At 70.6% G+C, this 23153-nt stretch carries 21 protein-coding genes and 1 pseudogene; 11 read left to right on the plus strand and 11 right to left on the minus strand.

Annotation, left to right across the window (positions count from 1 at the left end; translation table 11 throughout):
- Positions 1 to 34: 34 nt before the first annotated feature.
- Complete coding sequence (locus tag G5C66_RS15305; RefSeq protein ID WP_165111826.1) at positions 35 to 1078, plus strand: S66 family peptidase; 1044 nt, start codon at positions 35 to 37, stop codon at positions 1076 to 1078.
- A 3-nt stretch (positions 1079 to 1081) separates the two neighbouring features.
- On the opposite strand, the gene G5C66_RS15310 is transcribed toward G5C66_RS15305, so the two are convergent.
- Positions 1082 to 1717: a TetR/AcrR family transcriptional regulator gene (locus tag G5C66_RS15310; RefSeq protein ID WP_165111827.1), complete on the minus strand. Its 636-nt coding sequence runs from the start codon at positions 1715 to 1717 to the stop codon at positions 1082 to 1084.
- 56 nt (positions 1718 to 1773) lie between these two features.
- Between G5C66_RS15310 and G5C66_RS15315 the strand changes: the two genes are divergently transcribed.
- Positions 1774 to 2718, plus strand: a complete 945-nt coding sequence (locus G5C66_RS15315; RefSeq protein WP_165111828.1) for a hypothetical protein — start codon at positions 1774 to 1776, stop codon at positions 2716 to 2718.
- 431 nt (positions 2719 to 3149) lie between these two features.
- Positions 3150 to 4229, plus strand: coding sequence for a methyltransferase family protein (locus G5C66_RS26860; RefSeq protein ID WP_338144194.1), 1080 nt, complete (start codon positions 3150 to 3152; stop codon positions 4227 to 4229).
- Here the strand turns inward: G5C66_RS26860 and G5C66_RS26865 are convergent.
- A pseudogene (locus G5C66_RS26865) lies at positions 4134 to 4427 on the minus strand (MaoC family dehydratase); the annotation flags it as partial. The gene G5C66_RS26860 and the pseudogene G5C66_RS26865 sit on opposite strands and share 96 nt — an antisense overlap.
- A gap of 35 nt (positions 4428 to 4462) precedes the next feature.
- On the opposite strand from G5C66_RS26865, the gene G5C66_RS15330 reads away from it, so the two are divergent.
- On the plus strand, positions 4463 to 5542 hold the full coding sequence (locus G5C66_RS15330) for an adenosine deaminase (protein WP_165111830.1): 1080 nt from the start codon (positions 4463 to 4465) through the stop codon (positions 5540 to 5542).
- On the opposite strand, the gene G5C66_RS15335 is transcribed toward G5C66_RS15330, so the two are convergent.
- Positions 5517 to 6128, minus strand: a complete 612-nt coding sequence (locus G5C66_RS15335; protein ID WP_165111831.1) for an ATP-binding protein — start codon at positions 6126 to 6128, stop codon at positions 5517 to 5519. The two genes, G5C66_RS15330 and G5C66_RS15335, sit on opposite strands and share 26 nt — an antisense overlap.
- 44 nt (positions 6129 to 6172) lie before the next feature.
- Positions 6173 to 6850, minus strand: a complete 678-nt coding sequence (deoC, locus tag G5C66_RS15340; protein WP_165111832.1) for a deoxyribose-phosphate aldolase — start codon at positions 6848 to 6850, stop codon at positions 6173 to 6175.
- A gap of 45 nt (positions 6851 to 6895) precedes the next feature.
- On the opposite strand from deoC, the gene G5C66_RS15345 reads away from it, so the two are divergent.
- A complete protein-coding gene (locus tag G5C66_RS15345; protein WP_165111833.1) occupies positions 6896 to 7465 on the plus strand; it encodes a hypothetical protein in 570 nt (189 codons plus the stop codon).
- Between the two features lie 130 nt (positions 7466 to 7595).
- On the opposite strand, the gene G5C66_RS15350 is transcribed toward G5C66_RS15345, so the two are convergent.
- From G5C66_RS15350 to G5C66_RS15360, 3 genes are read right to left on the minus strand one after another with little or no spacing between them, the layout of a single operon-like run.
- A complete protein-coding gene (locus G5C66_RS15350) occupies positions 7596 to 9245 on the minus strand; it encodes a phospho-sugar mutase (protein ID WP_165111834.1) in 1650 nt (549 codons plus the stop codon).
- A 34-nt stretch (positions 9246 to 9279) separates the two neighbouring features.
- Positions 9280 to 10077, minus strand: a complete 798-nt coding sequence (locus G5C66_RS15355; RefSeq protein ID WP_165111835.1) for a purine-nucleoside phosphorylase — start codon at positions 10075 to 10077, stop codon at positions 9280 to 9282.
- 19 nt (positions 10078 to 10096) lie between these two features.
- Entirely contained in the window at positions 10097 to 10549 is a 453-nt protein-coding gene (locus G5C66_RS15360; RefSeq protein WP_165111836.1) for a gamma-glutamylcyclotransferase, read from the minus strand.
- A 72-nt stretch (positions 10550 to 10621) separates the two neighbouring features.
- Here G5C66_RS15360 and lpdA point away from each other — a divergent pair, with 72 nt between their 5' ends.
- Positions 10622 to 12025 (plus strand): dihydrolipoyl dehydrogenase, encoded by a 1404-nt coding sequence (gene lpdA / locus G5C66_RS15365; protein ID WP_165111837.1) that lies wholly within the window; start codon positions 10622 to 10624, stop codon positions 12023 to 12025.
- 55 nt (positions 12026 to 12080) lie between these two features.
- Here the strand turns inward: lpdA and G5C66_RS15370 are convergent, their stop codons facing one another.
- Positions 12081 to 12614: a helix-turn-helix domain-containing protein gene (locus G5C66_RS15370; RefSeq protein WP_165111838.1), complete on the minus strand. Its 534-nt coding sequence runs from the start codon at positions 12612 to 12614 to the stop codon at positions 12081 to 12083.
- Between the two features lie 122 nt (positions 12615 to 12736).
- Here G5C66_RS15370 and G5C66_RS15375 point away from each other — a divergent pair, with 122 nt between their 5' ends.
- The 3 genes from G5C66_RS15375 to erm all read left to right on the plus strand — a co-directional run bounded on the left by G5C66_RS15375 (position 12737) and on the right by erm (position 15769).
- A complete protein-coding gene (locus tag G5C66_RS15375; RefSeq protein ID WP_165111839.1) occupies positions 12737 to 13264 on the plus strand; it encodes a DinB family protein in 528 nt (175 codons plus the stop codon).
- A gap of 35 nt (positions 13265 to 13299) precedes the next feature.
- Complete coding sequence (locus tag G5C66_RS15380; RefSeq protein ID WP_206444152.1) at positions 13300 to 14700, plus strand: NAD(P)H-quinone dehydrogenase; 1401 nt, start codon at positions 13300 to 13302, stop codon at positions 14698 to 14700.
- A gap of 310 nt (positions 14701 to 15010) precedes the next feature.
- The gene (gene erm / locus G5C66_RS15385) at positions 15011 to 15769 is read left to right on the plus strand and encodes a 23S ribosomal RNA methyltransferase Erm (protein WP_165111841.1); all 759 of its coding nucleotides are present in this window, start codon (positions 15011 to 15013) and stop codon (positions 15767 to 15769) included.
- Between the two features lie 76 nt (positions 15770 to 15845).
- Here erm and G5C66_RS15390 read toward each other — a convergent pair whose 3' ends face one another.
- On the minus strand, positions 15846 to 19223 hold the full coding sequence (locus tag G5C66_RS15390; protein WP_165111842.1) for a pyruvate carboxylase: 3378 nt from the start codon (positions 19221 to 19223) through the stop codon (positions 15846 to 15848).
- A gap of 129 nt (positions 19224 to 19352) precedes the next feature.
- Between G5C66_RS15390 and G5C66_RS15395 the strand changes: the two genes are divergently transcribed.
- Together G5C66_RS15395 and G5C66_RS15400 are read left to right on the plus strand one after the other, a co-directional pair.
- Entirely contained in the window at positions 19353 to 20267 is a 915-nt protein-coding gene (locus tag G5C66_RS15395; RefSeq protein ID WP_165111843.1) for a hypothetical protein, read from the plus strand.
- 52 nt (positions 20268 to 20319) lie between these two features.
- A complete protein-coding gene (locus tag G5C66_RS15400) occupies positions 20320 to 21249 on the plus strand; it encodes a hypothetical protein (RefSeq protein ID WP_165111844.1) in 930 nt (309 codons plus the stop codon).
- A gap of 3 nt (positions 21250 to 21252) precedes the next feature.
- Here G5C66_RS15400 and G5C66_RS15405 read toward each other — a convergent pair whose 3' ends face one another.
- Both G5C66_RS15405 and G5C66_RS15410 read right to left on the minus strand, forming a co-directional pair.
- Positions 21253 to 21915, minus strand: a complete 663-nt coding sequence (locus G5C66_RS15405; RefSeq protein WP_165111845.1) for a response regulator transcription factor — start codon at positions 21913 to 21915, stop codon at positions 21253 to 21255.
- Positions 21912 to 23078: an ATP-binding protein gene (locus G5C66_RS15410; protein ID WP_165111846.1), complete on the minus strand. Its 1167-nt coding sequence runs from the start codon at positions 23076 to 23078 to the stop codon at positions 21912 to 21914. The genes G5C66_RS15405 and G5C66_RS15410 overlap by 4 nt, the downstream gene beginning before the upstream one ends.
- Positions 23079 to 23153: the final 75 nt, after the last annotated feature.

Consider the following 23153-nt stretch of genomic DNA (forward strand, 5'->3'; position numbering starts at 1 on the left):
GCACCGCCGGCCACCGCACGGCCAGACTTCGGTCATGGAGATCGTCAAGCCACCCAAGGCCGTCGCGGGCGACAAGGTCGCCGTGCTGTCACCCTCGTTCGCGGCGCCGGGGGTGGCGCCGGCGATCCACGAGCAGGCGCTGGCGCGGCTGACCGAGGTGACCGGGTTGGTGCCGGTGGAATACCCGTCGACCCGGAAGCTGGGCGCGACGGCGCAGGAGCGGGCGGCGGACGTGAACGCCGCGTTCGCCGACCCGGAGATCCGGGCGGTGCTGGCGACGATCGGCGGCGAGGACCAGATCACGGTGATCCCGCACCTCGACGCGGACCTGGTCCGCAAGGACCCGAAGCCGTTCCTCGGCTACAGCGACAACACCAACCTTCTCAACTGGCTGTGGACCAACGGCGTCGCCGCGTTCCACGGCGGGTCGACGCAGGTCCATCTCGGGCCCGGCCCAGGACTCGACCCGGTCCACGAGGCCTCGCTGAAGGCGGCGCTCCTCACCGGCGGGACGCTCGAGATCACCGAGCCGGGGGAGTCCGAGGACATCGGCCGCGACTGGAACGACCCGCGTGCGCTGACCGAGTACGGCGAGCGTGAGGCGACCGAGCCGTGGGTCTGGGCGGGGCCCGCCCGTACAGTGACCGGCCGCACCTGGGGCGGCTGCATCGAGATCCTCCAGTGGGCGCTCACCGCCGGGCGTTTCCCGGCCGATCCGGGAGTGCTCGAGGGTGGCGTACTCCTGCTCGAGACCTCCGAGGAGCTCATCCCGGCGCGCGAGTTCGCCTGGATCACGCGGTCGCTGGGCGAGCGCGGCCTGCTCGAGGCGATCGACGCGGTCGTCGTCGCGCGGCCGCCGACCTCCGACTTCGAGCGACAGCCCACCGCCGAGGAGCGTGCCGCCAAGCGCGCCGAGCAGCGAGACGCGGCGATCGAGACGGTGCACCGCTACAACCCGGAAGCCGTGGTCGTCGTCGGTCCACCGTTCGGCCACACCCGACCGCAGTGGATCCTGCCGTACGGTGGGGAGATGACCGTCGACGGCGCGACGCAGCGTCTGTGGGCCGACTACTCCTGAGCCCTATCGCCGACCGGGGAGCTTCATCGTCAGCAGCTTCGCGCGGGGCGCCAGCCGCTGGGCGAGGGCGAAGACGTCCTCGGTGCGCTGCCTGTCGGGATCGATCACGGAGAACAGGTTGACCCCGAGGTAGAAGGTCAGCGCAGCGTTCGCCACGTCGCGCGCGGGCAGCAGCTTGCCCAACGGCGTGCCCCGCGTGACGCGGTCCCAGTGCTCGGCGACGAAGTCGAGCCACGGCTCGGCGCGCTCGGTGATCTCCTTGCGGAGGTCCTCGTTGGTGACCGCGGCCGCCACCATCTCGCTGAACTTCGCCAGCGACCCGCGCTCCAGGTCGGTGCGGTAGATCGTGACCGCCGCGGCGGCGAACTCCTCGACCGTACGCACCTCCGCCATCGTCGCGCCGTGGACCTCCATCCGCCCGGCGGTGTCGCGGTCGAGCGCTGCCAGCAGGAGCTGGTCGACGCCGCCGAAGTGGTAGAAGACCAGCGCCGAGGTGACTCCGGCGGCGGTGGCGATGTTGCGCGCCGAGGCCCCGGCGTACCCCTTCTCCCGCAGCACCTCGTCGGCGGCGTCGAGCAGGCGTTGGCGGGTCTCCTCGCTGCTCTTCTCGGTTCCGGTCGTTCGCTTCCGTGGCGGCATGGGTTCATCGTACGCTTTAATCAAGTGATTAAACCTAGCGATCAAGGAGCCGGACGATGACTGACGACCCCCGCGAGGAAAGGAGACCGAGCCGTGCGCGCCTCGTTCTCGCCGCGTACCTGCTCGCCGTCTTCTGCGCGATCCTGGTCGCCAAGGCGCTCGCTGCCGGCGGCCTGGAGCAGACTGCGATGTTCTACGTCGGCATCCCGGCGCTGATCGCGGTGACCGTGGTGCTCACCGCCCGGCCACGCAGCGCCGTCGGGCTGACGCTCGCCGTCACCACGGTCGGGCTCGCGCTGGCCGGACCGCTCTTGGACGAGGGCGTCGTCTGCCTGGTGATGGCCGCGCCGCTGATCTACGGTGTGGCCGCCCTGATCGCCTGGATCGTGACCGCGCTGACCACGCCTGCATGGAAGCATCACCATGCCGTCGTCGCCGTCCCGCTGCTCGCGGCCGCCCTCGTCGAGGGCGTCGCCGGGGTGAGCTATCTGCCGCGCGAGTCGGCCGCCTCCGCGACGGTCATGGTCGAGGCCACCCCGGAGGAGTACGCCGCGGCGCTGGCCGCCCCACCCGCGTACGGTCCCTTCGACGCCGTCCTGCTGAAGACCGTGCCCTTCCCGCGGCCGGTCTCGGCGACCGGGTCCGGGCTGGAGGTCGGTGACCACCGAGTCGTGAGGTTCAACGACCGCAAGTCGCTCGGGATCGGCGCCGAGCCGACGCCGCGGTCGATGACGCTGCGCGTCACGGAGTCCGAGGTCGAGAGCGCCTCCGGGCGTGTCGTCTTCGAGGTCACCGCCGACAGCACGCTGTCGCGGTGGATGGACCTGCGGACCGCGACCGTCGAGTGGCACCGGGCCGGCGACCGGACGGAGACCACCTGGACCCTCGACTGGGCGCGCACCTACGACCCGTCGTGGTACTTCGGACCGCTCCAGCAGCACACCACCGGCCTCGCGGCCGACTACCTCGCCGACACCTTCGCCGCCGCGGCGAGCCGGTGAGGACGATGAGCACCGACCCTGCCCTTGTACGCAGCCTGGGGCTCGCCCTGCCGGTCGTCGCGGTCGTGGTGCTGTGCGTGTGGCGCCCGCCGACCCATCGCGAGCTGGCCGCGACGATCGTCGCCTCGGTGTGGGCGCTCCTGGCGCTGCTCCCGGTCAACCTGCTCGCACAGCGGCTGGGCTGGTGGGTCTTCGACGTCGACGGAGCCGTGTGGCAGGGGATCGCCGTCGACCTGTGGCTGGCGTGGGCGGTGCTGTGGGGTGCGCTGCCGGCGCTCCTGCTGCGGTCGGGTTGGCCGGCGGTCGGGATCGCGGCCGGGCTGGTCTGGCTCGACCTGGGCGCGATGCCGCTGGCCCATCCGGCTGTCGGTCTCGGCGAGGCCTGGCTCGTCGGCGAGCTCCTCGCCGTCGCTGTCGTGCTGGTTCCTGCCATGGTCCTGGCCCGCTGGACCCTGCTCGACCGCCACGTCGTGGTCCGCGGCTGGGCGCAGGCACTGGTCGCCGGCAGCCTCATCGTCGGCGGTCCGCTGGCAGTCCTCGCGCCCGAGCCGCGCTGGCCCGACCTGGTCACCTCTGCCGGTGTCCAGATCGCCGTCGTCTGTGCGCTGCCGAGCGTCGCGGCGATGCGCGAGCTGGCCATCGTCGGGAGGGGTACCCCGCTGCCGTACGACCCGCCCGACCGGCTCGTCACGTCCGGTCCGTACGCCTACGTCCGCAACCCGATGCAGATCAGCATGGTGCTGGTCTTCGTCGCCCTGGCAGTCACCTTCGGCGATCCGCGGCTGCTGGTCCCGGCCGTCGCGGCATTCGCCTATTCAGCAGGACTGGCCGCCTGGCACGAGGGCGCCCAGCTGCGGGAGGCCTTCGGTGACCGGTGGGTCGCCTACCGCTCCACGGTCCCGTCGTGGGTCCCGCGATGGCGCCCGGCGGTGCCCGACGGGGCGGCCGGCCGGGCGACCCTGTGGGTGGCCGCCGACTGCGGGATCTGCTCGGAGGTCGGCCGCTGGTTCCTCCGGCACGACCTGCACGGGCTCGAGATCAGACCGGCGGCCGAGCACCCCGAGGTGCTCTACCGGGTGACGTACGAGTCCGCGGGCGTCAGAGCCAGCGGCGTGGCCGCGGTCGCCCGCGCCCTGAACCACATCGACCTGCGCTGGGCGATGGCCGGCTGGGCGCTCGGGATGCCCGGCGTACGCCACCTCGTCCAGCTGTGCACCGACGCGTTCGGCGCGGGGCCGCGCCCCTCGCGGTCCTCAGTCCTCGAGGAGCAGGACGACCGACTCGGCGACACATGCCGGCTTGGCGGAGCCCTCGATCTCGATCGTGGTCTTCACGACGAGCTGCAGCCCGGTCGGCAGCTCGGTGACGTCGCCGAAGGAGATGACCGGACGGATGCGGGAGCCGACCAGGACGGGCGTGGGGAAACGCACCTTGTTGAGGCCGTAGTTGAGCTTCGCCCCCGGCGTCTCCAGCGAGTAGACGCTCAGGCCGAGGTAGGGGATCAGCGATAGCGTCAGGTAGCCGTGGGCGATGGTGCCGCCGAACGGACCGTCCTTGGCCCGCTCCTCGTCGACGTGGATCCACTGGTGGTCGCCGGTGGCGTCGGCGAACGCGTTGACGCGCTCCTGGTCGACCTGCAGCCATTCGCCGGTGCCGATCTCGGTGCCTGCGGCGGCGGAGACTTCTTCGAGAGTGGTGAATTTGCGCACCCCCGGAATCTAGTCCGATAGGGAACAATAGGCCCATGAAACCGTCCGACATGCAGATCAAGGCCGCGCCGAAGGTGCTGCTCCACGACCACCTCGACGGTGGCGTACGTCCTTCGACCCTCATCGAGCTCGCCGCCGAGGTGGGCCACCAGCTTCCGGAGGGGACCCAGGACGACCCGGTCGCGCTGGAGGAATGGTTCGTGACCAGCGCCGACTCGGGCTCGCTGGAGCGTTATCTGGACACCTTCGCGCACACGCTGGCGGTCATGCAGACCGTGCCCGCGCTGACCCGGGTGGCCCGCGAGTGCGTCGAGGACCTGGCCGAGGACGGGGTCGTCTACGCGGAGGTCCGCTGGGCCCCCGAGCTCCATCTGGCCAACGGTCACGAGCTCGACGAGGTCGTCGCGGCCGTCCAGACCGGGTTCGACGAGGGCACGGCGGCGGTCGCGGCGACCGGCAGGAAGATCGTCGTACGTCAGCTGCTCACCGCCATGCGGCAGGCCGCTCGTGCCGCCGAGATCGCCGAGCTCGCGGTGACCTGGCGCGACCGTGGCGTCGCCGGCTTCGACATCGCCGGGCCGGAGAAGGGCTTCCCCCCGAGCCGATTCCTGGCGGCGTTCGAGCAGCTGGCCGCCGACAACATGCGCTTCACCATCCACGCCGGCGAGGGCTTCGGGCTGCCCTCGATCTGGGAGGCGGTGCACCCGTGCGGCTGCGACCGGCTCGGTCACGGCGTACGCATCGTCGACGACATCACCCTCGAGGAGGGCGAGGCGCCGCGGCTCGGGCGGCTCGCCTCGTACGTCCGGGACCGGCGGATCCCGCTCGAGCTCTGCCCGCGCTCCAACGTGCAGACCGGGGCCGCGAAGTCGATCGCCGAGCACCCGATCGGGCTGCTCTACGACCTCGGGTTCCGGGTCACGATCAACACCGACAACCGGCTGATGTCACGCACCTCGATGTCGGCGGAGATGGCCGGGATCGTGGAGGCCTTCGGCTGGGGGCTGCCCGAGCTCCAGCGGCTGACGACCAACGCGATGAAGTCCGCGTTCCTGCCCTACGACGAGCGGGTCGACCTGATCCACGAGATCAAGGACGCGTACGCGGCTCTATGAGGCGCCGGATCGCGAGGTAGCCGTGCTTCGGGTAGACCGCGGTGCAGCCCTTCGCGACCGCGTCGGCCACGACCTGCGGCTGCGCGCGCATCAGCGCCAGGCCCCGTTTGACCAGCACGAACGGTGGTTTGCGGTGCTCGCGCAGATCGCGGGTCAGCCGGCGCCAGAAGGTCACCGTCGGCGACTGGGTGACGCAGTACGCCGCGGCCAGCAGCCCCGCGTCACGGCACTCGGCCACGATGTCCTGGGCGAAGATCCCCTCGGCGACGAAGAACCGCTCGTCCCCGAGCGTCAGCTCCTGCCAGCCGGTGCGACCGTCGTGGGCGATGTCGTAGACGGGTACGTCGGCGGTGCCCGTCTCGCAGAGCGTGGCGATCGCCTTCACCGCGTCGGCGGGGAGCCAGGAGTCGGGGTGGTCCCAGTCGACCAGCCCGGCGTTCGGGCCCTCGGTGATCCGGGGGAGCGAGGGGTCGGAGCCGTCCTTGTAGAAGTCGTCCAGGCGGAGGACCGGCAGGCCCAGCCGCTCGGCGAGACGGGACTTGCCGGCCCCGGAAGGGCCGGCGAGGACGATGACCTGAGCACGCACCGGAGCATTCTCCCCGAGAGCGCTCGAAACCCCGTAGCCGGCACTCAGTAGCCGGCGCCGGAACCCGATCCTGGCGCCCCGGCCAGCAGCGCGCGCGAGCCGGAGACGCCGAGCCGGTTGGCGCCGGCGGCGATCATCTGCTCGGCCTGCTCCATGGTGCGTACGCCGCCCGAGGCCTTGACACCGACGTCGGGACCGACGGTCTTGCGCATCAGCTCCACCGCGTGGACGGTCGCGCCGCCGGCGGGGTGGAAGCCGGTGGACGTCTTCACGAAGTCGGCGCCGGCACGGACGGCGGCCTGGCAGGTGCCGATGATCTCGTCGTCCTCGAGAGCGGCCGACTCGATGATCACCTTCAGCACCGTCGGGGACGGAGCCGCGGCGCGGACGGCGGCGATGTCGGCCTCCACGTCGGCATAGCGCTTCTCCTTCGCGGCGCCGATGTCGATGACCATGTCGATCTCGTCCGCACCGGCCTCGACCGCGGCCGCCGCCTCGGCGGCCTTGACCGCGGAGATGTGCTTGCCGCTCGGGAAGCCGCACACCACCGCGAGCTTCAGCTCGGCCGGCGCCGTCACCGGCAGCATCGAGGGGGAGACGCACACCGAGTAGGTGCCGAGCTCGGCGGCCTCCACGATCAGCGCCTCGACGTCGGCGTGCGTCGCCTCGGGCTTGAGGAGGGTGTGGTCGATCAGCTTGGCGATCTCTGTGGAGGTAGGCACGGCCTCAGCATAGGCATTCTCGGGTCGCGGGCTAATGTTTGCGCCGTGACTGACGATCAGCCCGAGGAGTGGTTCCGCAACTCCAGCAGCACCGCTTGGGGTTTCCTCTCCGCAGGGGCCGCGATCGCGATCATCGTGATCGACGCGGCCACCGGCTGGCACCCCGAGACCACCGCCGGCGGCGTGCTCTTCGCGCTGGTGGCGTACGCCGCGTTCTTCCGCACCAAGGTCGGTGTCAGCGAGGGCGACTTCGTGCTCCACCACCTCTACTCCACGGTGCGCTTCCCGATGGCTGCCCTGGAGAGCGTCTCGGTCGGCCGCACCCTCGGCGCCTACGCCGGCGGCCGCACCTTCGTCAGCGGCGCTGTCGGGCGCCCGCTGCGCGAGGCGGTCAAGGGTGCCAAGCGCGAGCACAAGCCGCTGAGCAACCACGCCGACTTCGTCGAGGACCGCCTCAACGGGCTGGCCCAGGACGCCCGGGACCGGCGCGGGATCAAGCGCGACTCCGACGAGCAGTTCGCCCTCGCCGAGGACGTACGCCGCAGCTGGGACTGGCCGCTGATCGGGGCCACCCTCGTGGTGGCCGTCGTCTTCGCGGTCCTGCTCGTCCTCTGACAACGCTGGTCGAGCCGCCGGAGCCGCTAGGCGAAGGCGTGTCGAGACCAACACGGTCCTATCGAGCGCCGAGGGAACTGTGTTGGTCTCGACACGCTCGCTGGCGCTCGCGGCTCGACCAGCGGCGAAGTTAGAGTCCCATCGCCGCGCGGATGTCGACCTTGAGCGCACCGAGGGCGATCTCGGCGTCGGCACGCGCCTCCGCCAGCGCCGACACGTCGGCGACCGGCTGCACGACCTCGAGGTAGCACTTGATCTTGGGCTCGGTGCCGCTGGGCCGCACGATCACCCGCGACCCGCCGGCGAGCTGGTAGCGGATGCCGTCGGTCGGCGGCAGGCCACCGATCCCGGTGGTGAGGTCGTCGAGCTGCTGCACGGCGGCACCGGCCAGCGCGGTCACCGGCCGGTCGCGGAGCCGCTGCGTCGCGGCCGCGATCTGGGCCGGGTCCTCGAGCCGGATGGAGAGCTGGCTGGTGGCGTGCAGACCGTGGTCGACCGCGATCTCGTCGAGCAGGTCGGCCAGGCTGCGGCCCTCCGCCTTGAGCGACGCGGCCAGCTCGCACAGGAGCAGGAGCGCCGAGATGCCGTCCTTGTCGCGTACGTGCTCGGGGTCGACGCAGTAGCCCAGCGCCTCCTCGTAGCCGAACACGAGCCCCGGCGCACGCGAGATCCACTTGAAGCCGGTGAGCGTCTCGGTGTAGGGCTGCCCGGCGGCGGCGGCGATCTTGCCGAGCAGCGAGGAGGAGACGATCGAGGCGGCGTACGTCCCGGTCACGCCCTTGTTGATCAGGTGGGTCGCCAGCAGCACACCGACCTCGTCACCGGTCAGCATCCGCCACTTCTTGCCGACCGGGATCGCGGCGGCGCAGCGGTCGGCGTCGGGGTCGTTGGCGATGACGAGGTCGGCGCCCTTCTTGCCGGCCAGCGCCATCGCCCGGTCCATCGCACCGGGCTCCTCCGGGTTGGGGAAGGCGACGGTCGGGAAGTCGGGGTCGGGGCGCTCCTGCTCCTTGACCACGACCGGGTCGGGGAAGCCGGCGAACTTCATCGCCAGGTGCACCAGGTCGCCGCCGACGCCGTGCAGCGGGGTGTAGACCGTCCTGAGGTCACGGGGACCGGCCTCGTCGAGGAGCCCGACGACCGTGTCGAGGTAGCTGTCGACCAGGTCCTCGCTGATCGTCTGGCCGGCCGGCCCCTGCGGGACCGAGCTCACCTTGTCGACCGCCGCGATCCGCCTGGCGATCTCGATGTCGGCCGGCGGCACGATCTGCGAACCGTCACCGAGGTAGACCTTGTAGCCGTTGTCCTGCGGCGGGTTGTGGCTGGCGGTCACCATCACGCCGGCGCTCGCGTCCAGGGCCTTGACCGCGTAGGCCAGCACCGGGGTCGGCAGCGAGCGCGGCATCACCAGCGCGTGCAGACCCGCGCCCGTCATCACCTCGGCGGTGTCCTGGGCGAAGACGTCGGAGTTGTGCCGCGCGTCGTAGCCGATCACCACCGGCCCCTGCGCGCCGGTGGCGAGCAGGTAGCGAGCCAGTCCTGCGGCGGCCTTGATCACGACCACCCGGTTCATCCGGTTCGGCCCGGCGCCCAGCGCCCCGCGCAGCCCGGCGGTCCCGAACTGCAGCGTGCCCGAGAACCTGTCGGCCAGCTCGGCGATCGCGCTCGGGTCGGTGGAGGACAGCAGGGCCTCGAGCTCAGCGCGGGTCTGGGCGTCGGGGTCGTCGGCGAGCCATTCCCGGGCCAGGACGACAAGCGCGGATTGATCGGTGGGGACCATGGATCCGACCCTAGGTCATCGGGTGCCCAGAGGCTCAGATCTTGGGCAACAGGTCGCCGAGAAGTGCGCCCATCCGGGTGGCGGCGTTGCGGCCGGCCTCGAGGACCTCGGCGTGGTCGAGCGGCTGGTCGGAGATGCCGGCGGCCAGGTTGGTGACCAGCGAGATCCCGAGGATCTCCATGCCGGCCTCGCGGGCCGCGATCGCCTCGAGGGTGGTCGACATGCCGACCAGGTCGCCGCCGAGGATCCCGGCCATCTTCACCTCGGCCGGGGTCTCGTAGTGGGGGCCGGGGAACTGGACGTACACACCCTCGTCCAGCGTGGCGTCGACCTCCTTGGCGAGTCCGCGCAGCCGCGCGGAGTAGAGGTCGGTGAGATCGACGAAGTTGGCCCCGACCAGCGGCGACGTCGCGGTCAGGTTGATGTGGTCGCGGATCAGGACCGGGGTGCCCGGCGACCAGGACGGGTTGAGCCCGCCGCAGCCGTTGGTGAGCACGATGGTCTCGCAGCCGGCCGCGGCCGCGGTGCGGACCGGGTGGACCACGGCGGCGACGCCCTTGCCCTCGTAGTAGTGCGTGCGGCTCAGGAAGACCAGCAGGTTCTGCCCGGAAGCCGACCGGATCGAGCGGATCTTGCCGCTGTGACCGGCGACCGCGGCGGCGCTGAAGCCGGGCAGGTCGGTGGTGGCGATCTCGGTGTAGTCCTCGCCGAGCGCGTCGACGGCGGGCAGCCAGCCCGAGCCCAGCACCAGCGCGATGTCGTGCTTCTCGACGCCGGTCTTCTCCGCGAGCGCGGCGGCGGCTTCCTTGGCGAGTTCGTAAGGCGTGGTCACTCGCTGAGTCTAGACGCGGTCAGTCGTTGGACCTGCACGGACGCGTACGCAGCGCATGCACGTAGTCGTCCGGCGCCCCGGCCGCCTCGGCGGCATCGGCCAGCGCACCCAGATGGCGGGCGTCCGGGATGCCACCCTCGTACGTGTCCAGGACATAGGTCTCGCAGAGCAGCTCCCCGGCGAGCGCGGAGATGCGCACCTTGGTCTTGAAGTAGAGGCCGATGTCGGCCAGCTCCCACTTCTCCAGGGCCTCCATGTCCTGGTCGACGACGTCGTAGACCGCGACGAAGACCTGCTCGAACGGGTCCGGCACGATCGTGGTCGTCGGACCGTCGCCGAGCACGTTGTCCTCGCCACCGAAGGTGAGCCGCCAACCGTCGAGCCAACCGGTCGTGCGCAACGGCGAGTGCGGGCACCGCTCACTCATCAGCGCCGGGTCGAGATTGACGCCATAGGCCGCATAGAGAGTCACGGGTCACGAGGTTACCGCCCAGTCCTCACCCGCTTGGGATCTATCTGCTAACGGCGGACTACTCTGGTAGCCGTGACCCACTTTGATGTTCTCGTCCTCGGCGCTGGCCCCGGTGGCTACGTCGCCGCCATCCGTGCCGCTCAGCTCGGCAAGTCCGTCGCCGTCGTCGAAGACAAGTACTGGGGCGGTGTCTGCCTCAACGTCGGGTGCATCCCGTCCAAGGCGCTGCTGAAGAACGCGGAGCTGGCCCACACCCTCAACGACCCGAAGGAGAAGCAGAAGTTCGGGATCGAGGGTGACGCCACGATGTCCTTCGGGCCGACCCACGCGCGCTCCCGCCAGGTGAGCGCCGGGATCGTCAAGGGCGTCCACTTCCTGATGAAGAAGAACAAGATCACCGAGATCGACGGCTGGGGCACGCTGACCGGCCCGAAGTCGATCACGGTCGCGAAGGACGGTGCCAACACCGACTACACCTTCGACAACCTGATCATCGCCACCGGCGCCACGGTCCGCAGCGTCCCGGGTGTCGTGCCGAACGGCCAGAACATCGTCACCTACGAGGAGCAGATCCTCGACGCCAACCTGCCCAAGTCCATCGTGATCGGCGGCTCCGGCGCGATCGGCGTGGAGTTCGCGTACGTCCTGAAGAACTTCGGCGTCGACGTCACCATCGTCGAGTTCCTCGACCGGATGGTGCCCACCGAGGACGCCGACGTGTCCAAGGAGCTGGCCAAGCACTACAAGAAGCTGGGCGTCAAGGTCCTCACCTCGACCGCCGTCAAGGGTGTCGAGGACACCGGCTCGGGCGTGAAGGTGACCGTCGCGCCGGCCGCCGGTGGCGACGAGACCGTCCTCGAGGCCGACAAGTTCCTGGCCGCCTTCGGCTTCGCGCCGCGGGTGGAGGGCTACGGCCTGGAGAACGTCGGCGTCGAGCTCACCGAGCGCAAGGCCATCGCGGTCGACGGCCGTGGCCGCACCAACATCGAGAACGTGTACGCCATCGGTGACTGCACCGGGAAGTTCATGCTCGCCCACGTGGCCGAGGCCATGGGCATCGTCGCCGCCGAGACCATCGCCGGTGCCGAGACCATGGAGATCAACTTCGACATGGTCCCGCGGGCGACCTACTGCCAGCCGCAGATCGCCTCCTTCGGCTACTCCGAGGCGCAGGCCAAGGAGAAGGGCTACGACGTCAAGGTCGCGTCCTTCCCGTTCTCGGCCAACGGCAAGGCCCAGGGCCTGGGCGACGCGGTCGGCTTCGTGAAGATCGTCGCCGACGCCGAGCACAACGAGCTCCTCGGTGCCCACATGATCGGCCCCGACGTCACCGAGCAGCTCCCGGCGCTGACCCTCGCGCAGCAGTGGGACCTCACCGCCGACGAGATCTCGCGCAACATCTTCGCCCACCCGACGCTCTCCGAGGCGGTCAAGGAGGCCGTCCACGGCATCGCGGGTCACATGATCAACTTCTGATCTCCCGTACGAGGCCCGGATCCGCACGACCGCGGGTCCGGGCCTCGTCGCGTCTCTAGACCCCCGGCGTGACCGGGCCGATCTCGATCCCGAGCAGGTCCCAGGCCCGGCGGACGGCGGCCTCACGGGCCTCCGGAGTCGGTCCGTGCACTGCGCCGGAGACCATCGCGATGGCGAGCATGACGTCGTCGGTGCCGTGGGTCTCCTCGGGGAGGCCGTCGATGGCGGTGTGTACGCGATCGGCCAGGTGCTGCGAGCTGGCCTCACCTCCGAGCCGGACGATGCCGACGAAGGCGGTCGAGCGGACCATCTGCCAGGTGACCACGCCGAGCACGTCGGCCAGCGTCGCCTCGGGGCGGGCGGCGACCTGCTCGATGTCGCGTACGTTCTCCTCCAGCACTGCACTGGCCAGGCTGAGCCGGTCGGGGAAGTGCCGGTAGAGGGTGCCCTGGCCGACCCCGGCGCGCTTGGCGACCGCGGACATCGGGGCGTCGAGGCCCTGCTCGGCGAGCACCTCGCGGCCGGCGGCGACGAGGAGGTCGCGGTTGCGGACCGCGTCGCTCCGGATCGGGTTCGCGGGGCTCGTCATCCCAGCAGGGTAATGGCCCTCGGATTCTTTTCCGACCCCGGTTTCAAAGCGGACAGAAACTGACCTGAAAGCCTCCTAGCGTGGTGGGTGTCAGAGGGAAACACGACCAAGGAGTCCATGTCATGACCGCCACCGCCGCGCCCGCCACGTCCACCTCAGCCCGCGAGCGCTCCGACCTGCTGGAGACGCTGGCCAAGCACCGCGGCTTCCTGCGCTTCGCCGTCCGCAACCTGACCGACGAGCAGGCCCGGCTCACGCCGACCGCCTCCGAGCTCAGCCTCGGCGGCCTGGTCAAGCACGTCGCCGCCACCGAGCGGGGATGGGCCGACTTCATCGTCCGCGGCCCGGTGGCCCAGGAGCTCACCCCGGAGAAGTTCGCCGAGTTCGCCGCCGACTTCCTGCTCGCCGAGGACGAGACGCTGGACGGTGTCCTCGCGCGGTACGAGGAGGTGGCCGCGGCCACCGACGAGCTGATCCGCACCGTCGACCTCGACGCGGACCACCCGCTTCCCGAGGCGCCGTGGTTCGAGGCCGGCGCGCGCTGGTCCAACCGTCGCGCGTTCGCCCACATCCTGGCCGAGACCGCCCAGCACGCCGGCCACGCCGACATCATCCGGGAGACCATCGACGGTCAGAAGACGATGGGCTGACTCTGCCCCTCCAGGGGCGTGGAAGAATGCGGCCCATGGCGCGGGTGACGATCATTGGTGGGGGTCCAGGCGGATACGAGGCGGCGCTGGTCGCGCAGCAGCTCGGGGCGGAGGTGACGGTCGTCGACCGTGACGGTCTCGGCGGCAGCGCAGTGCTGACCGACTGCGTGCCGAGCAAGACCCTGATCGCCACCGCCGAGCTGATGTCCGACATGACGCTCGCCCGCGACCTCGGCATCCACTTCCGCGACCACCAGGGCGACCCGGCCACCGAGCTCTACGCCGACCTCGGGGTCGTCAACAAGCGGGTCAAGTCGCTCGCGCTCGCCCAGTCGAGCGACATCGAGAGCCGGCTGGCCCGCCGTGGGATCCGGATCGTCAAGGGCACCGGGCGCATCGATGCCGACAAGCGTCAGGTGATCGCCACCTGGACCGAGGACGACGCCGAAGAGGCGATCGAGAGCGACGCCGTCCTGATCGCCACCGGCGCCCGGCCGCGGGTGCTGCCGACCGCGCAGCCGGACGGCGAGCGGATCCTGACCTGGGAGCAGGTCTACGACCTCGACGAGCTGCCCTCCCACATGATCGTGGTCGGCTCGGGCGTCACGGGTGCTGAGTTCGCCAGCGCCTACCTCAACCTCGGCTCCCAGGTCACCCTGGTCTCCTCGCGCGACCGGGTGCTCCCCGGTGAGGACGCGGACGCGGCGACGGTCCTCCAGGACGTACTCGAGCGTCAGGGCATGAACATCCTCAGCAAGTCGCGGATGGAGTCGGTGTCGCGCGACGGCGACGAGGTCACGGTGCGGCTGACCGACGGCCGCGAGGTCACCGGCAGCCACTGCATCCTCGCGCTCGGCTCGATCCCCAACACCGAGGGCCTCGGCCTCGAGGAGGCCGGCATCGAGCTCGACGAGGGCGGGTTCATCCGCACCGACAAGGTGTCGCGCACCTCCGCGTACGGCGTGTACGCGGCCGGCGACTGCACCGGCGGCTTCATGCTCGCCTCGACGGCCGCCATGGCGGGCCGGATCGCGATGCGTCACTTCCTCGGCGACGCGGTCATCCCGATGGACCTCAAGGAGGTCGCGGCCAACGTCTTCACCGCGCCCGAGATCGCCACGGTGGGCTACTCCCAGGCCCAGGTCGACTCCGGCGAGGTCGTCGCCGACACCCTGCGCCTCGACCTCAAGGGCAACCCGCGGGCGAAGATGCAGGGCATCACCGACGGCTTCGTGAAGCTCATCTCTCGCCCCGGCACCGGTGTCGTCATCGGCGGCGTCGTCGTCGGCCCGCGCGCCTCCGAGCTCATCCACCCGATCACCCTCGCGGTCTCCACCGGCCTGACCGTCGACCAGATCGCCAACACCTTCACCGTCTACCCGTCGATCTCCGGCTCCACAGCCGAGGCCGCCCGCCGCCTCCACCACGTCGAGTAGTCGCCCCCGCAGGCCGAGACGGCACTTCTGGCGGCCGAGATCGCAGTTGTGGGCGACGAAACGACAGTTTCGTCGCCCACAACTGCAGATTCGGCCGCCGATAAACGGTGTGCGAGCGGGGCCGCGGCTTCGCTAGCGTGACCGCCATGGGTAACTGCTGCATGACGATGTTCGTCCGGATCCGCCGCCGCTGACGGCGCGGATCCCACCGAAGCACTCGTCGCATTCGCGCCGCCACCTGGCACCCTGCCGGGCGGCTCTCGAGTGCTACCCGCATGCCGCCCGGCTCCTTCTGTCTCGAGGAGCATCCATGCCCGACGTACGCCCTGGCCGGCACGAGCTCGGCCAGAACTTTCTCACCGACAAGGCGGTCCTCGACCGCATCGTCCATCTCGCCTCGCAGCGGCAGGGTCCGCTGGTCGAGTGGGGCACCGGCAACGGTGCGGTCACTCTGGCGCTGGCCGAGCTGGGCCGACCGCTGCAGGGGGTCGAGATCGACTCCCGCCGCGCGGCCGAGCTGCGCCGGCGGATCGGTACGCACGTGTGTATCGCCGAAGGCGACATCCTGCGACACGCGCCACCGCAGGACGCGGTCATCGTGTCCAACGTCCCGTTCCACCTGACCACACCGATCCTGCGCCACCTGCTGGCCTCGACGACGTGGCGCCATGCCGTGCTCCTCACCCAGTGGGAGGTCGCTCGCAAGCGTGCAGGCGTCGGCGGCACCACCCAGCTCACCGCGCAGTGGTGGCCGTGGTTCACCTTCACCCTCGACCGGCGGGTCCCGTCGACCGCGTTCCGCCCGCGGCCGAACGTCGACGGCGGGCTGCTGCTCGTCGACCGACGACGGGAGCCGTTGCTCCCCGAGTCGGCGCGCCGCGACTTCCAGTCGTGGGTGGCGCGGGTCTTCAGCAGCCGGGGCCGTGGGATCGCCGAGATCCTGCGCCGCAACGGCGTACCCGGTCAGCTCGCCGACCGGATCGCCCGGCGGCGCCGGCGCTCCCAACGGCCCGTGCTGCCGCGGGATCTGCATGCGGAGGACTGGGTCGAGGCGTACGCCGCGGTCTGACCCTGCCGAGAAGGCGCGTGCGTCGGCCGAGATGGCACCGAAGTGCCGTCTCGGCCGACGCGGCTGACGTCTCGGCTCAGCCGAGCACGAGCACCAGGTCGCCGCCGTCGACGGCCTGCGTGCCGGAGAACGCGAGACGCGAGACCGTGCCGTCGATGGGCGCGGTGATGGCGGCCTCCATCTTCATCGCCTCGATGGTCGCGACGGTGTCGCCGGCCTTGACCGACTCGCCCGCCGCGACGGTGACGGTGACGACGCCCTGGAACGGCGCGGCGACCTGGCCGGGAACGGCCGGGTCGGCCTTCTCGGCCGCGGCGACCTCCGCGGCGACGGAGCGGTCACGCACCCCGATCGGACGCAGGTGGCCGTTGATGGTCGCCATGACGGTGCGGATGCCGCGCTCGTCGGGCTCGGAGATCGCGGTGAGACCGAAGATCACGGTCTTGCCCTCGTCGAGCTCGACGACGTGCTCCTCACCCTCGCGCAGGCCGTAGAGGTAGTCGAGCGTCGAGATCACCGAGACGTCGCCCCACTTCGAGCGCGCCTCGATGAAGTCCTTCGTCGGACCGGGGAACAGCAGCCGGTTGAGCGTGCCGCGACGGTCGGAGACCAGCCCGGCGGCGTCCTCGGCGGACAGGCTCGGCGACGGCTCCTTCCAGGTGCGGCCGGCGATGGCCTTGCTGCGGAACGGCTCGGGCCAGCCGCCCGGCGGGTCGCCGAGCTCCCCGTTGAGGAAGCCGATGACCGAAGCCGGGATGTCGTACGCAGCAGGGTCGGCCTCGAACGCGGCCGGGTCGGCACCCGCCGCGACGAGCGAGAGCGCCAGGTCGCCGATGACCTTCGAGGACGGGGTGACCTTGGGGACGCGGCCGAGGATCTGGTTGGCCGCGGCGTACATGTCCTCGATCTGCTCGAACTTCTCGCCGAGGCCGAGCGCGATCGCCTGCTGGCGCAGGTTGGAGAGCTGCCCGCCCGGGATCTCGTGGCGGTAGACCCGGCCGGTCGGCGCGGGCAGCCCGGACTCGAAGGGCGCGTAGACGCGGCGTACGGCCTCCCAGTAGGGCTCGAGCGAGTTGACCGCTGCCAGCGAGAGACCGGTGGCGCGCGGGGTGTGGTCGGTCGCGGCCACCAGCGAGGAGAGCGGAGGCTGGGAGGTGGTGCCGGCCATCGACGCACAAGCCGCGTCGACGGCGTCGACCCCGGCCTCGATCGCGGCCGTCAGCGTGGCCAGCTGGCCGCCGGCGGTGTCGTGGGTGTGCAGATGGACCGGCAGGTCGAACCGTTCCCGGAGCGCGGTGACCAGGGTGCGCGCGGCAGGAGCCCGGAGCAGCCCGGCCATGTCCTTGATCGCCAGCACGTGCGCCCCGGCGGAGACGATCTCCTCGGCCAGCCGCAGGTAGTAGTCGAGCGTGTAGAGCTTCTCGTCGGGCGAGGAGAGGTCGCCGGTGTAGCAGAGCGCCACCTCGGCGACGGCGGTCCCGGTCGAACGCACCGCGTCGATCGCCGGCCGCATCTGCGAGACATCGTTCAGCGCATCGAAGATCCGGAAGACATCGATGCCGGTCTCGGCCGCCTCGGAGACGAACGCGTCGGTGACCTCGGTCGGGTAGGGCGTGTAGCCGACCGTGTTGCGACCGCGCAGCAGCATCTGCAGGTTGATGTTCGGGATCGCCTCGCGCAGCTGCGCCAGCCGCTCCCACGGGTCCTCGGAGAGGAAGCGCAGCGCCACGTCGTACGTCGCCCCGCCCCAGGCCTCCATCGACCACAGCTGCGGCGTCAGCCGGGCGACGTGGCCGGCGACACCGAGCAGGTCGGCGGTGCGTACCCGGGTCGCGAGCAGCGACTGGTGGGCGTCGCGGAAGGTGGTGTCGGTGACCGCCACCGCCTCCTGGGCACGCAGCGCCGCGGCAAAGCCCTCCGGCCCGAGCTCGCGCAGCAGGTCGCGCGAGCCCGCCGGCGGTGCCACGGACAGGTCCACCGTAGGAAGCTTCTCGACGGGGTGCAGCGAGACCGGCGCGGCGCCGTGCGGCTGGTTGACGGTCACGTCGGCGAGATAGGTGAGCAGCTTGGTGCCGCGGTCACCGGAGGCCCGCGCGGTCAGCAGCTGCGGGTGGGTCTCGATGAACGAGGTGGTGATCGAGCCCGCGATGAAGTCGGGGTCGTCGAGCAGCGCCTGCAGGAACGGGATGTTGGTCGCCACGCCGCGGATCCGGAACTCCGCGACCGCCCGGCGAGCGCGGGTGACGGCGTCCTCGAAGGTGCGCCCACGGCAGGTGAGCTTGGCGAGCATCGAGTCGAAGTGGGGCGAGACCTCGGCCCCGGCGTACGTGGTGCCGCCGTCGACCCGGATCCCGGCGCCGCCGGGGGAGCGGTAGGTGGTGATCATCCCGGTGTCGGGGCGGAAGTTGTTGGCCGGGTCCTCGGTGGTGATCCGGCACTGCATCGCCGCGCCGCGCAGCTGCACGGTGTCCTGCGACAGGCCGAGGTCGGCCAGCGTCTCGCCGGAGGCGATCCGCATCTGCGAGCGGACCAGGTCGACGTCGGTGACCTCCTCGGTCACGGTGTGCTCGACCTGGATGCGCGGGTTCATCTCGATGAAGACGTAGTTGCCGTTCGGGTCGAGCAGGAACTCGACGGTGCCGGCGCAGGAGTAGCCGATCTCCTTGGCGAACCGCACGGCGTCGGCGCAGATGCGCTCGCGCAGCTCGGGATCGAGGTTCGGCGCGGGCGCGATCTCGACGACCTTCTGGTGGCGGCGCTGCACCGAGCAGTCGCGCTCGAAGAGGTGGATGACGTTGCCCTCGCCGTCGGCGAGGATCTGCACCTCGATGTGACGCGGCTCGACCACGGCCTGCTCGATGAAGACGGTCGGGTCACCGAAGGCGGCCTCACCCTCGCGCATACAGGTCTCGACGGCCTCGCGGAGCTTCTCGGGGTCGTCGACGCGACGCATCCCGCGACCGCCACCACCGGCGACCGCCTTCACGAACAGCGGGTAGGGAAGGGCGGAGGCGGCGGAGACGAGCGCGTCCACGTCGGTGGACGGCTCGACCGACTGCAGGGTGGGTACACCGGCAGCCTTCGCCGCAGCGATGGCGGTGGCCTTGTTGCCGGTGAGCGTGAGGACCTCCGCCGACGGCCCGATGAACGTGATGCCCGCGCGGGCGCAGGCCTCGGCCAGCGCCGGGTTCTCGGAGAGGAACCCGTAGCCGGGGTAGATGGCGTCGGCGCCGCTCTGCTTGGCGACCTCGACGATCGCATGGGGATCGAGGTAGGCCCGGATGGGATGTCCGAGCTCGCCGATCTGGTAGGCCTCGTCGGCCTTCAGCCGGTGCTCTGAGCCCCGGTCTTCGTAGGGGAACACGGCGACCGTCTTGGCCCCGAGCTCGAAGCCTGCACGGAAAGCTCGGATCGCGATCTCGCCGCGGTTGGCAACCAACACCTTCTTGAACATGGCGGCCACGGTACCCATCAGAATCGGGTCGTCCAGGTTATGGGACGGTTACCGCCCAGTTGCTGGACACCTTGAGTACGGGAGAACTACGGGTTCAGACCGTTACCGGCCCTCACTAGTGTCCGCGGCGTGAAACCTCTGACCTTCCGTACGTCCCTCGCCGCCGCTGCCTCGGCCCTGCTCGCCGGCTCCCTCTCCGTGCTCGGCCCGGGTGCCTCGCCCGCTGCCGCGGCGGGCGAGGTCAGGTGCAACGCGAGAGTCACGGGCAAGGCCGACGGCTACATCCGTACGCGCGTCATCGAGGACGACGTGGTCACGAGCGGCAGCCGTAGCCCGTCGACGTTCACCTGGGCGCCACGTGCCTGGATCCCGACCGCCGAGCTGGGCGGCAGCACCTATCACGAGGTGGTCAACGTCGTGCCGACGTCGGACGGCAGGTCCAGGGTGGTGACCGTCGGACACGACTCGACGCAGTCCGTGATGACCTATTTCAGCTCCACGGCGATGGAGCGCGCCAACGGCACGCTCGTCACCGACTGGAATCCTCGCGAGGTCGCGGGCGGAAGCACCGACCACCTCTACACGATCTCGCCGAACGGCACGCTGAAGCAGTTCGACATCGTGCGCAAGAGCGGTGTCGGTACGACCCTCGGCCCGAGCATCGAGCTGCCGATCACCATGCCCAGCACCACGACGATGGCGGGCACCTCTGCGGAGCGGAACGGCGTGACGTACAACATCCTCTACGCGATCAACCCGACCGCCGGGAAGCTCGAGCAGATCGTCGTACGTCCCGACCGCCCGGGCGAGGCGAAGAAGTACACCGTGCGTGGCATCGGCACGGGCTGGGAGTACATGTCGGTCGGCTGGTGCTTCGACGACGACGGCCCGGTGCAGGCCAAGAACATCATCGTGATCAACCCGACGACCGGCATCGCCCGGAGCATCCGGCAGAGCAGCGCCATCGACCACTCCACCACCTTCACCAGCCCCGTACGCGTCGGCACCGACGGGACGTGGAAGTGGACCGGGATCAGCAGCTGATTCGCGATTTCGTTGGTCCCCCGGAAGCCGCGGGATCCCTAGCCTCAGGCAGGTGAAGAACATGACTCATCGGCGCCGAACGGCGTTCATCACCGCTACCGCCGCCCTGTTGGCAGGCTCGCTCACCATGGTGGGTGCGGGTGCCTCGCCCGCGGCCGCGGCCGGCGCGGTCAACTGCTCCGGCACCGTCATCGGCAAGGCGGGCGGCTACCTCCGCTACCGGAACGTCCGGAACAGCACCGTGACCAAGGGTTATCGCAGCCCGTCGACGGTCTCGTGGAATCCGCGCTCCTGGATCTCCTACGGCGGGGCGGGCGGCGGCAACACCTGGATGTCGAGCTTCATCGTGCCGAGCACCGACGGCCGGGGCCGCGATGTCACCCTCCACGGCGATACGACCACGTCGGTTCTCACCAAGGTCACCGTGAAACAGCTCTACCGCACCAGTGGTGCCGCGGTGACCGGCTGGACCCCGCGGAAGGTAGTCAACGGCCCGACCAGTGCCGTCTACACCGTCTCCGACTCCGGCGCTGTGAGCCAGATGAAGATCGTCTACAACAGCAGCACCTACGACTACCGGCTGGGCGCAGCGGCGACTCTGCCCGTGAGGTTCGGCAGCTCGAAGACCGTGGCCGGGGTGTGGACGCGCAACAGCAGCGGCGTGCTCTACAACATCCTCTACTCGATCAATTCCAGCACGAACAAGCTCGAGCAGATCATCGTGCGCCCCGACCGTCCGGCCGAGGCGAAGAAGTACGTCGTACGCTCCATCAACGCCGCGTCCTGGCGCTACCTGTCGGTGCACAACTGCTGGGATGACGCCGGGATGGTCGCGGCGAAGGACATCGTGCTGATCAACCCGACGACCGGCAACGCCGTCCGCCTGCGGCAGAGCAGCGGTCTCGGGCACAGCACGACCTTCTCCGCCCCGGTCCGGGTCGGCACCGACGGCACCTGGAAGTGGAGCGGGATCAGCAGCTAGGACTCACCCCGGCCAGAGATCGAGCAGGTCTCCCGGACGCAGTCCGAGGGCATGCTCGATGTCGCCCGGAGAGGTCTCCCGCAGGTATTCGGAGACCAGCTGCGCCAGCTCCATCCAGTAGCCGCGCAGGGTCGACTCGGACAGGTACATCGTCCGGCTCATCTCGGCGTACGTCAGACCGCGGGCGCGGTGGGCGAGAACCTCACGTTGCCGCGGGGAGAGCACGGTGATGCTGCGGCGGCGTACAAGTACCTCGATGAGTCCGGTGATGCCCGGGGGGATCACCGGCTCATCGGCGGCCACGGCTCGGAACGCGGCCTCTGCCTCGGCCAGCGAGGCCGCCTTCGAGACCACACCGGTCGCCCCGGCGGCCAGACAGGCCGCGAGCACGAACCGGCGCTCCTCCTGGGAGTAGATGCAGACCCGGTAGCCGGCCTCGACGATGCGGCGGATGGCTGCGGTGCCCTGGGACGCGTCGGGCTGGCCGGTGTTGGCGAGGTGGAGGTCGAGGATCACCACGTCGGCCTCGGGGCTCGACGCCAGCAGGTCCTCGACGGATCCGTGGCTGGAGACGAAGGTCAGAGCGGGCAGGAGCAGGCTCAGCGACGCGCGCATCGCGGTCGCGTCGTCGACGTGGCTGAAGCGAGGCTCGGGGGTCGTGGTCACGAGACCTCCACGCCGGAGGCCTGAGTGAGCGTGACCGTCGTGCCCAGGTCGCGGATGCTGCTGATCCTGACCTCGACGCTCGACCGCGCGAGCTGCTCGACGACCACCTCGCGCAGTCCGACCCCGAGCTCGGTCGCGGCCGTGTCGAAGCCGATCCCGTCGTCGTGCAGGGTGACCTCCCAGCCGGCTCCGTCCTCGTCCTCCGCGGCGTGCAGGACCACCCGGCCCGCCTGTGCATGCTGACGTACGTTGAGCAGCAGGCTGCGCAGCGCCGCGGCCAGGTCGTCGGCCAGATCCCGCGTGAGCGAGACGTCCTGGGCGAGGTCGGCGACGACCGTGATCGGCAGGTCGTCGAACTCCGCGCCGACGGCGGTGACCACGGCCGCCAGATTGGTCGCGTCGCCCACCGGTGGCGGGGTCTGGCCGCTGAGGTAAGCGCGCATCCGGTTGAGCTCGACCTCCGCCTGCGAGCGCAGCGCGCCGTTGCCGTCGGCGGCGTCGGTCTCGACGAGCAGCCGCATCATCGCCGTCCCGTTGTGGATCGCGAGCCGGGCGCGGCGCTCCTCCTCGGCCTTGGCGGCCGCGGCGGCATAGCGTCGCGCCTCATCGGCCTCGGTTCCGATCCGCACGATCGTCTGGCAGCCGAACCAGGCCAGCGGCCCGAGGACCAGCAAGGTCAGGCACGTGCTCACCGCCAGGGTGAGATCGGTCAGGTCGGACACGGTCGGTGCGATGTAGACCACCTCGGCGATCGCCAGCGAGGCCAGCAGGAACATCCACAGCCAGCGGCTGCGTACGGCCGAGAGTCCGCAGGAGACGCACAGCGCATAGCCGAGCTGGAACCCGACCCACGTGCCCGTACGCAGCTCGACCGGCACCGTCCACAGCCCCACGACCAGCAGCGCAACGGCCACCGCGACGTCGAGCACGGCGTACGGCACCGCTGGCGGCCGCCGCGTCACGACCGTGAGCGCTGCGACTGCGACGAGCATGACGGTCGCGAGGATCCAGCTCGCTCCGGTCAGCCACGGGTGATCGACCCGGGGCAGCGCCGGCATCGCCGCCAGCAGCGACGGCGCCATCTGCGCGAGCGTCGCCAGCCGCATCCCGGCCACGAAGAACGCCACCAGACGCACCGCAGCGGCCCGAGTCGAGTGTGGCACCTGTGCATTGTCGCTGATGGGCGGGGGAATGGCGGAGCATGGGTCCAGGATCCAGGCACCCGAGGCGTGACCGAC

Source organism: Nocardioides turkmenicus (genome assembly GCF_011045035.1).
GTDB lineage: Bacteria > Actinomycetota > Actinomycetes > Propionibacteriales > Nocardioidaceae > Nocardioides > Nocardioides turkmenicus.

What these genes read in the sequence shown, in the direction of transcription:
- G5C66_RS15350 (WP_165111834.1), bottom strand. Translation starts at nt 9,245, where the DNA reads ATGGTCCCCACCGATCAATCCGCGCTTGTCGTCCTGGCCCGGGAATGG.
- G5C66_RS15370 (WP_165111838.1), bottom strand. Translation starts at nt 12,614, where the DNA reads ATGACGAGCCCCGCGAACCCGATCCGGAGCGACGCGGTCCGCAACCGC.
- G5C66_RS15375 (WP_165111839.1), top strand. Translation starts at nt 12,737, where the DNA reads ATGACCGCCACCGCCGCGCCCGCCACGTCCACCTCAGCCCGCGAGCGC.
- G5C66_RS15390 (WP_165111842.1), bottom strand. Translation starts at nt 19,223, where the DNA reads ATGTTCAAGAAGGTGTTGGTTGCCAACCGCGGCGAGATCGCGATCCGA.
- erm (WP_165111841.1), top strand. Translation starts at nt 15,011, where the DNA reads ATGCCCGACGTACGCCCTGGCCGGCACGAGCTCGGCCAGAACTTTCTC.
- G5C66_RS15330 (WP_165111830.1), top strand. Translation starts at nt 4,463, where the DNA reads ATGAAACCGTCCGACATGCAGATCAAGGCCGCGCCGAAGGTGCTGCTC.
- G5C66_RS15310 (WP_165111827.1), bottom strand. Translation starts at nt 1,717, where the DNA reads ATGCCGCCACGGAAGCGAACGACCGGAACCGAGAAGAGCAGCGAGGAG.
- G5C66_RS26860 (WP_338144194.1), top strand. Translation starts at nt 3,150, where the DNA reads ATGGTCCTGGCCCGCTGGACCCTGCTCGACCGCCACGTCGTGGTCCGC.
- G5C66_RS15380 (WP_206444152.1), top strand. Translation starts at nt 13,300, where the DNA reads ATGGCGCGGGTGACGATCATTGGTGGGGGTCCAGGCGGATACGAGGCG.
- G5C66_RS15315 (WP_165111828.1), top strand. Translation starts at nt 1,774, where the DNA reads ATGACTGACGACCCCCGCGAGGAAAGGAGACCGAGCCGTGCGCGCCTC.
- G5C66_RS15305 (WP_165111826.1), top strand. Translation starts at nt 35, where the DNA reads ATGGAGATCGTCAAGCCACCCAAGGCCGTCGCGGGCGACAAGGTCGCC.